The organism is Streptomyces sp. NPDC000075, assembly GCF_040301925.1.
GTDB classification, from domain to species: Bacteria; Actinomycetota; Actinomycetes; order Streptomycetales; family Streptomycetaceae; genus Streptomyces; species Streptomyces polychromogenes.
Window position 1 is genome coordinate 37,661 of sequence record NZ_JBEPFL010000052.1, and the last position, 6,183, is coordinate 43,843.

General features: G+C 75.7%; 3 protein-coding genes. 2 read left to right on the forward strand and 1 reads right to left on the reverse strand.

Annotated elements, in window-relative coordinates:
- Positions 1–284 precede the first annotated feature (284 nt).
- Both ABT403_RS36625 and ABT403_RS36630 read left to right on the forward strand, forming a co-directional pair.
- Complete coding sequence (locus ABT403_RS36625; protein ID WP_344168432.1) at positions 285–2,060, forward strand: S8 family peptidase; 1,776 nt, start codon at positions 285–287, stop codon at positions 2,058–2,060.
- A gap of 256 nt (positions 2,061–2,316) precedes the next feature.
- Positions 2,317–5,082, forward strand: coding sequence for a helix-turn-helix transcriptional regulator (locus tag ABT403_RS36630; protein WP_344168095.1), 2,766 nt, complete (start codon positions 2,317–2,319; stop codon positions 5,080–5,082).
- Between the two features lie 14 nt (positions 5,083–5,096).
- Here ABT403_RS36630 and ABT403_RS36635 read toward each other — a convergent pair whose 3' ends face one another.
- Positions 5,097–6,020 (reverse strand): glycoside hydrolase family 19 protein, encoded by a 924-nt coding sequence (locus ABT403_RS36635; RefSeq protein WP_344168092.1) that lies wholly within the window; start codon positions 6,018–6,020, stop codon positions 5,097–5,099.
- Between the last annotated feature and the right edge of the window lie 163 nt (positions 6,021–6,183).

A 6,183-nucleotide genomic window follows, 5' to 3' on the forward strand; every position in this document is an offset into this window, starting at 1 on the left:
CGGCGATCTCCCGCCCCCCGAACTGCCCCCGCGCCAACCCCACATGGTGTGAAGCCGGACGCGGTGGCGGGAGCGCCGGTACACGCTGTCGCCCAGCCTCGCCGTTGCGGCCGGGCGACAGGAGCGCGGCGGCGGCCGGGGCGGTATGACCAGCCCTCCCGGTCCCGCGGCGCCGGTTCCACCTCCCACACCGCACACACCGGCCGCTCCGGCCTGCCCGGAAACGGCCCGTAAAGGGGAACACCGTGCACGCACCCCGACGACGGCTCATATCCGTCGTGGCCATGTCCGTCACCCTCCTCGCAGGCTCCGCCACCGCCGCGGTGGCCGTGACCCCCGCGAGCGACCCGGCCGCCCACACCCTCCCGAACGCGGCGGCCCCGGCCGCCCCCGCCGCCGCCCCGGTCGAGCACCTGATCGTCGGCTACAAGTCCTCCGCCCCGGAGGCCGGATCCAACACCGCGGCCGCCGCCGACGCCACCGCCAAGGGCGAGAAGGCCGGCAAGAAGGCGAAGTTCGACCGCCGCCTGGGCACCGGTGCCGCGCTCGTCAACCTGGGCGGTGCGACCGCCCCGGCCGACGCCGCCAAGCTGATCGAGCAGTTCCGCGCGGACCCGGACGTCGCCTACGTCGAGCCGGACTCCCGGGCCTACGCGATGGCCACCCCGGACGACACCGAGTACGCCAAGCAGTGGGACCTCTTCGAGCCCACCGCCGGCATGAACGTGCCCGCCGCCTGGGACAAGACCACCGGCTCCGGCGTCACCGTCGCCGTGATCGACACCGGCTACGTGGCCCACTCCGACGTCGCCCCCAACATCGTCGCCGGCTACGACTTCATCTCCGACTCCACCGCCGCCCGCGACGGCAACGGCCGCGACAACAACCCGGCCGACCAGGGCGACTGGAGCGCCGCCGGCGAGTGCGGCACCGGCTCCAAGGCCAGCGACTCCTCCTGGCACGGCACCCACGTGGCGGGCACCATCGCCGCCGCCACCAACAACGGCAAGGGCGTCGCGGGCATCGCGTACAACGCGAAGATCCAGCCCGTCCGCGTGCTCGGCAAGTGCGGCGGCGCCACCTCGGACATCGTCGACGCCATCACCTGGGCCTCCGGCGGCACCGTCGCGGGCGTCCCGGCGAACCCCACCCCGGCCAAGGTCATCAACATGAGCCTCGGCGGCTCGGGCACCTGCAGCTCCAGCTACCAGAACGCCATCAACGCGGCCGTCGCCCGCGGCACCACCGTCGTCGTGGCCGCCGGCAACAGCAACGCCGACGCGAGCTCCTTCACCCCGGCCAGCTGCAACAACGTCATCACCGTGGCCGCCACCAACCGCACCGGCGACCGCTCCTTCTACTCCAACTTCGGCGCCAAGGTGGACGTCTCCGCCCCCGGCGGCGAGACCCGCCGCGCCACCGACACGCCCGGCACCGTCACCACGCCCGAGAACGGCATCCTCTCCACGCTGAACAACGGCACCACCACCCCCGGCGCGGAGATCTACAAGCCGTACCAGGGCACCAGCATGGCCGCCCCGCACATCGCGGGCCTCGCCGCGCTCCTCGTGGCCGCCAAGCCCTCCCTCACCCCGGCCCAGGTCGAGGCGGCCATCAAGGCCAACGCCCGCCCGCTGGCCGGTACCTGCACCGGCGGCTGCGGCGCCGGCCTCGCCGACGCGGCCGCGACCGTCAACGCCGTGACCTCCACGCCCGCCACGCCGTTCTTCGAGAACACCGCGGACTACGCCATCGCCGACAACAGCACGGTGGAGAGCCCGATCACCGTCACCGGCGTCACCGGCAACGCCCCGGCCGCCCTCAAGGTCGGCGTGAACATCGCCCACACCTACATCGGCGACCTGAAGGTGGACCTCGTGGCCCCCGACGGCACCGTCTACACCCTGCACAACCGGGCCGGCGGCAGCACCGCGAACATCAACCAGACCTACACCGTCGACGCCTCCTCGGAGGTCGCGAACGGCACCTGGAAGCTGCGCGTGAACGACAACGCGGGCGGCGACACCGGCAAGATCGACTCCTGGAGCCTCGGCTTCTGATCCCCGCCGGGCCACCTCGGTCCACTCCCGGGTCCGCGCTCCCGCCGGAGTCCCCCACCTCCGGCCTGACGGAGCGATAGTACGGACCAACCCAGCCCGCGGACCTGCCGATACCTCCCGTACCGGCAGGTCCGCGGGACATTCCTGTCGCCCGACTGAATTCTGCGTCACAATCCGGGTCCGCCGGGGGGCCGACCTCGTATTGTCGCGTCTCACAGGAAGCGCGGACCGGGGAGCGAAAGGCGGGTGGCTGTGCGTGGCGGCGACGGCGAACCCTGACACCAACGTCGGACACGGCGTACTCATCGAGGCCGTCGGCCGTGCGCTGGCCACACACGCCCGCGCCATCCTCACCGGCCCCGCCGGAGCCGGGAAGACGGAGGTCGCCCACGCCGTCGCGGCCGCCGCCGAAGCCCGCCGCGAGACCGTCCTGCGGCTCGCCCCCGAAGCCGCCGACCGGCACATACCCGAGGCCTCCGCCGCCGCCCTCCTCGCCTCCGTCCCGCCCTGCGCCCTCGACCGCCTCGCCGGACCCCAGCGCGCCGCCGTCGCCCTGCTGCGCCGCGAGGCCGACGCCCCCCGTGCCGGACGCGACCACGTCGCCCTGCGCCTGGCCCTCGTCGAGGTCCTGCGCACCCTGGCCGCCACCGGCCCCGTCCTGCTCCTCCTCGACAACGCCCAGTGGCTCGACGCCGAGAGCGGCGACCTGCTCCGCTTCGCCCTGCGCCTGACCCCGCCCCGCGTCCGCGTCCTCGTCGCCGAACGCGCCCACGGCGGCGCCCCCGCCGCCGAAGCCCTCTGCGGCCCCGGCACCCCCGCCGTCCGCGTCCCCGCGCTCGGTGCCGACGAGGTCGCCGAACTCCTGCTCCGCCACGGCCTCCCCGCCCGCCTCGCCGGCCGCATCCACCAGGCCAGCGGCGGCAACCCCCGCCTCGCCCTCGCACTCGGCCACTCCCTCGCCGAAGCCGCCGGCGTCCAGGGCGGCCACGCCCACCACGCCGACCCCCTCCCCGTCTCCGGCCAGGCCCGCGACGTCGCCCGCCGCCTCCTCGCCGAAGCCCCGGCCCGGACCCGCCCCACCCTCCTCCTCGCGGCCCTCGCCGCCCGGCCCACCACCGCCCTGCTGCGCCGCGCCGGCCGCCCCGACGCCGAAGCGGAACTCGCCGAGGCCGAACGGGCCGCGCTGGTCACCGTCGGCGAGGACGGCGCCGTCGCCTTCACCGCCGGCGCCCTGCCCACCGTCCTGGCCGCCGACGCCGGCTGGCCCGAGCGCTCCGCCGGCCACGCCGCGCTCGCCGCCGCCGTCGACGACCCCGTCCAGGCCGTACGCCACCGCGCGCTGGCCGTGGACACCCCCGACGCGGAACTCGCCGACGCGATCACCCGGGCCGCCGACGCCTGCCGCCGCCGGGGCCAGCGCGCCCTGGCCGCCGAACTCGGGCTGCTCGCCGCCGAACGCACCCCCGCCGCCCTGCCCGGAGAGGAACTCGCCCGGCTCGTCGGCGCCGCCGAGGACGCCGGCTGGGCCGGCCGCGCCGACCTCGCCCGCCGGGCCACCCGCGCCGTCCTCGCCCGCGACGCCTCGCCCGCCCAGCGGGTACGGGCCCGGCTCGCCGTGATCGACGCCGCCGGGCAGGCCCTCGCCGCGCTCGACGAGACCTTCGCCTTCGCCTGCGCCGAGGCCGACGCCGCCGACGACCCCTCCCTGCTGGCCGCCGTACAGCTGCGCATCGCCTGGAAGCACAACCTCAGCGACGGCGACCCCGTCCGCTCCCGCGACGCCGCCGCCGAGGCCGGAGCCCTCGCCAAGGCCGGGGGAGACCAGGTCGCCGAGGCCATGGCCCTGACCGTGCGGGCCCGCATGGGCCGCATCCTCGCCGACCCCGACGCCGAGGAGATCCTGGCCCGGGCCCTCGCCCTGCCCGCCCCCGAGGTCCCCCTCGGCATGCGCAACGCGCCCCAGTACCTCGCCGTCCGCCACGCCCTCTTCGACGACCGCCTCGCCGACGCCCGCCGTCAGCTCCTGGTCCTGCTGCCCGCCGTCCAGCGCACCGGCTCCGCCGAGGACGTCTTCGAGGTGCTGCGCAGCCTCACCGAGGTCGAACTGCGGCGCGGCCGCTGCGTCCCGGGCGCCGCGCACGCCCGCCGCGCCCTGGAGCTGACCATCGAGGCGGGCCTCTCCCCGGGCCCCGCCTGGTACGTCGCCGCGACCGCCGAGGCCGCCGCCGGCGACTTCGCCCGGGCCGCCGCCTACGCCCGACGCGGCATCAGGGCCTCCGAGGAGGAGCACGACCAGGTCTTCCTGTCCCGCGGGCTGTACGCCCTCGGCACCGTCGAACTGGCCACCGGGGAGGCCGCGAAGGCGGTGGCCACCCTGAGCCGGGTGGCCGAACTGGAGGCGGCCCAGCAGGTGGTCGACCCCTCCATCCTGCGCTGGCACGGGGAGCTCGCCGAGGCCCTCGTCGCCGCCGACGACCCCGCGGCCGCCGTCGCCCTCCTCGACTCCGTCACCCCCGTCGCCCGCTCGCTGGGGCGCACCCCGGTCCTCGCCGCCCTGGACCGGGCCCGGGGGCTCGCGCTGTCGGCGGGCGGCGAAGCGGAACCGGCCGTCGCCCTGCTCCAGGACACCGTCCGGCGCTTCGACGCCCTCGGCCTGCCGCTGGAGCGGGGCCGTACGCTGCTGGCGCTGGCCCGGGTGGAGCGCCGGCGCCGCCGCCGGGCGCCGGCCCGGGCCGCCCTGCGGGAGGCCGCCGAGGTGTTCGAGCGGGCCGGTGCGAAGCCCTGGCTGGGCCTCGCCCGCGAGGACGCCCCCGCCGCCGGAGCCCCGCACCCGGGGGTGGCGGCGCTGACCGACGCCGAGGCCCGCCTCGCGATGCTGGTCGGCGGGGGTGCCAGCAACCAGGAGGCGGCGGCGAAGCTGTTCCTCAGCGTCAAGACCGTCGAGGCGCGGCTCACCCGGATCTACCAGAAGCTGGACGTCCGCTCCCGGGCCCAGCTGGCCACGGCGCTACGGGGCCACTGAGGCGGCCGGGCCGGTCAGCAGCTCAGCCGGTCGCCCGGGGTGACCCCGAGGATCTGGGTGAAGGCCTGGTAGGCGTTGACCCGGCTCTGCACCTGCGCCGGGTTGCCGCCGTTGCACTCCAGGGCCCCGTTGATGGAGCGGATCGTCTCGCCGAAGCCCGCCCCGTTGACCATGGCCGCGTGCGCGGTCATCGTGCCGGGGCCGTTCTGGGTGTTCCAGTACCACAGCGCCGTCTTCATGGCGACGGCCGGATCCTGCTCCACCAGGTAGGGGTTGGCGAGCAGGTTGATGCCCAGGGCGTCGCCGGCCGCCTTGTAGTTGAAGTTCCACGACAGCTGGATCGGGCCGCGGCCGTAGTACGCGGCCTGGCCGGCCGGACAGCCGTAGGGCTGGGAGGCGTCGCAGTAGTGCGGGTAGTTGGCGGTGTTCTGCTCCACGATGTAGACCAGCCCGCCCGTCTCGTGCGAGACGTTCGCGAGGAAGGCCGCCGCCTCGCGCCGCTTGACCGTGTCGTCCCCGGTGTGGGCGAATCCGGGGTACGCGGAGAGCGCCGCCACCAGGCCGTTGTAGGTGTAGAAGGGGTTCCGGTTCGGGAACATCCGGTTGAACTGGGCCTCGCTGACCACGAATCCGGACGGGTCGCCGGTGCCCGGGTCGGGGTCCTGGCCGCCCCCGCCGCCGCAGGCGCCCTGGTCCGACCAGACGCCCCACTGACCGGTGGTGCCGGGGGTCTCGCCCTGGGTCCACCACTTGGCCTGCCAGTTGTGGCCGCCGTACGAGGCGCTCATGCCGTTGGTGTAGACGGCCGAGGAGCTCCAGGCCCCGGCGCAGGCGGGGGCCGCGGCGGCGGGGGAGGCGGGCAGGGCGACGGCGAGCCCGAGGGTCGCGGCGGCGGCGGTGGCGAGGGAGAGGGCCCGGCGGCGAAGCGCACGTATCACGTAACTGCTCCTTGAGTGGGGGGAGTCGTCGCGGTGGTGGGGGGGGCGACGGGTTACCGCCACTGAACCGAAATGGTCTGGACCTGTCAAGGTCTAGACCAAACTTCGCCGTTGGTCCCTGCGGAGAAACGCCGGAGCGGCGTGGCGACTGCGTCGCCACGCC

Bases quoted from the DNA above. Each gene is read 5' to 3' on its own strand.
- ABT403_RS36625 (WP_344168432.1), top strand. From the start codon at position 285: ATGTCCGTCACCCTCCTCGCAGGCTCCGCCACCGCCGCGGTGGCCGTG.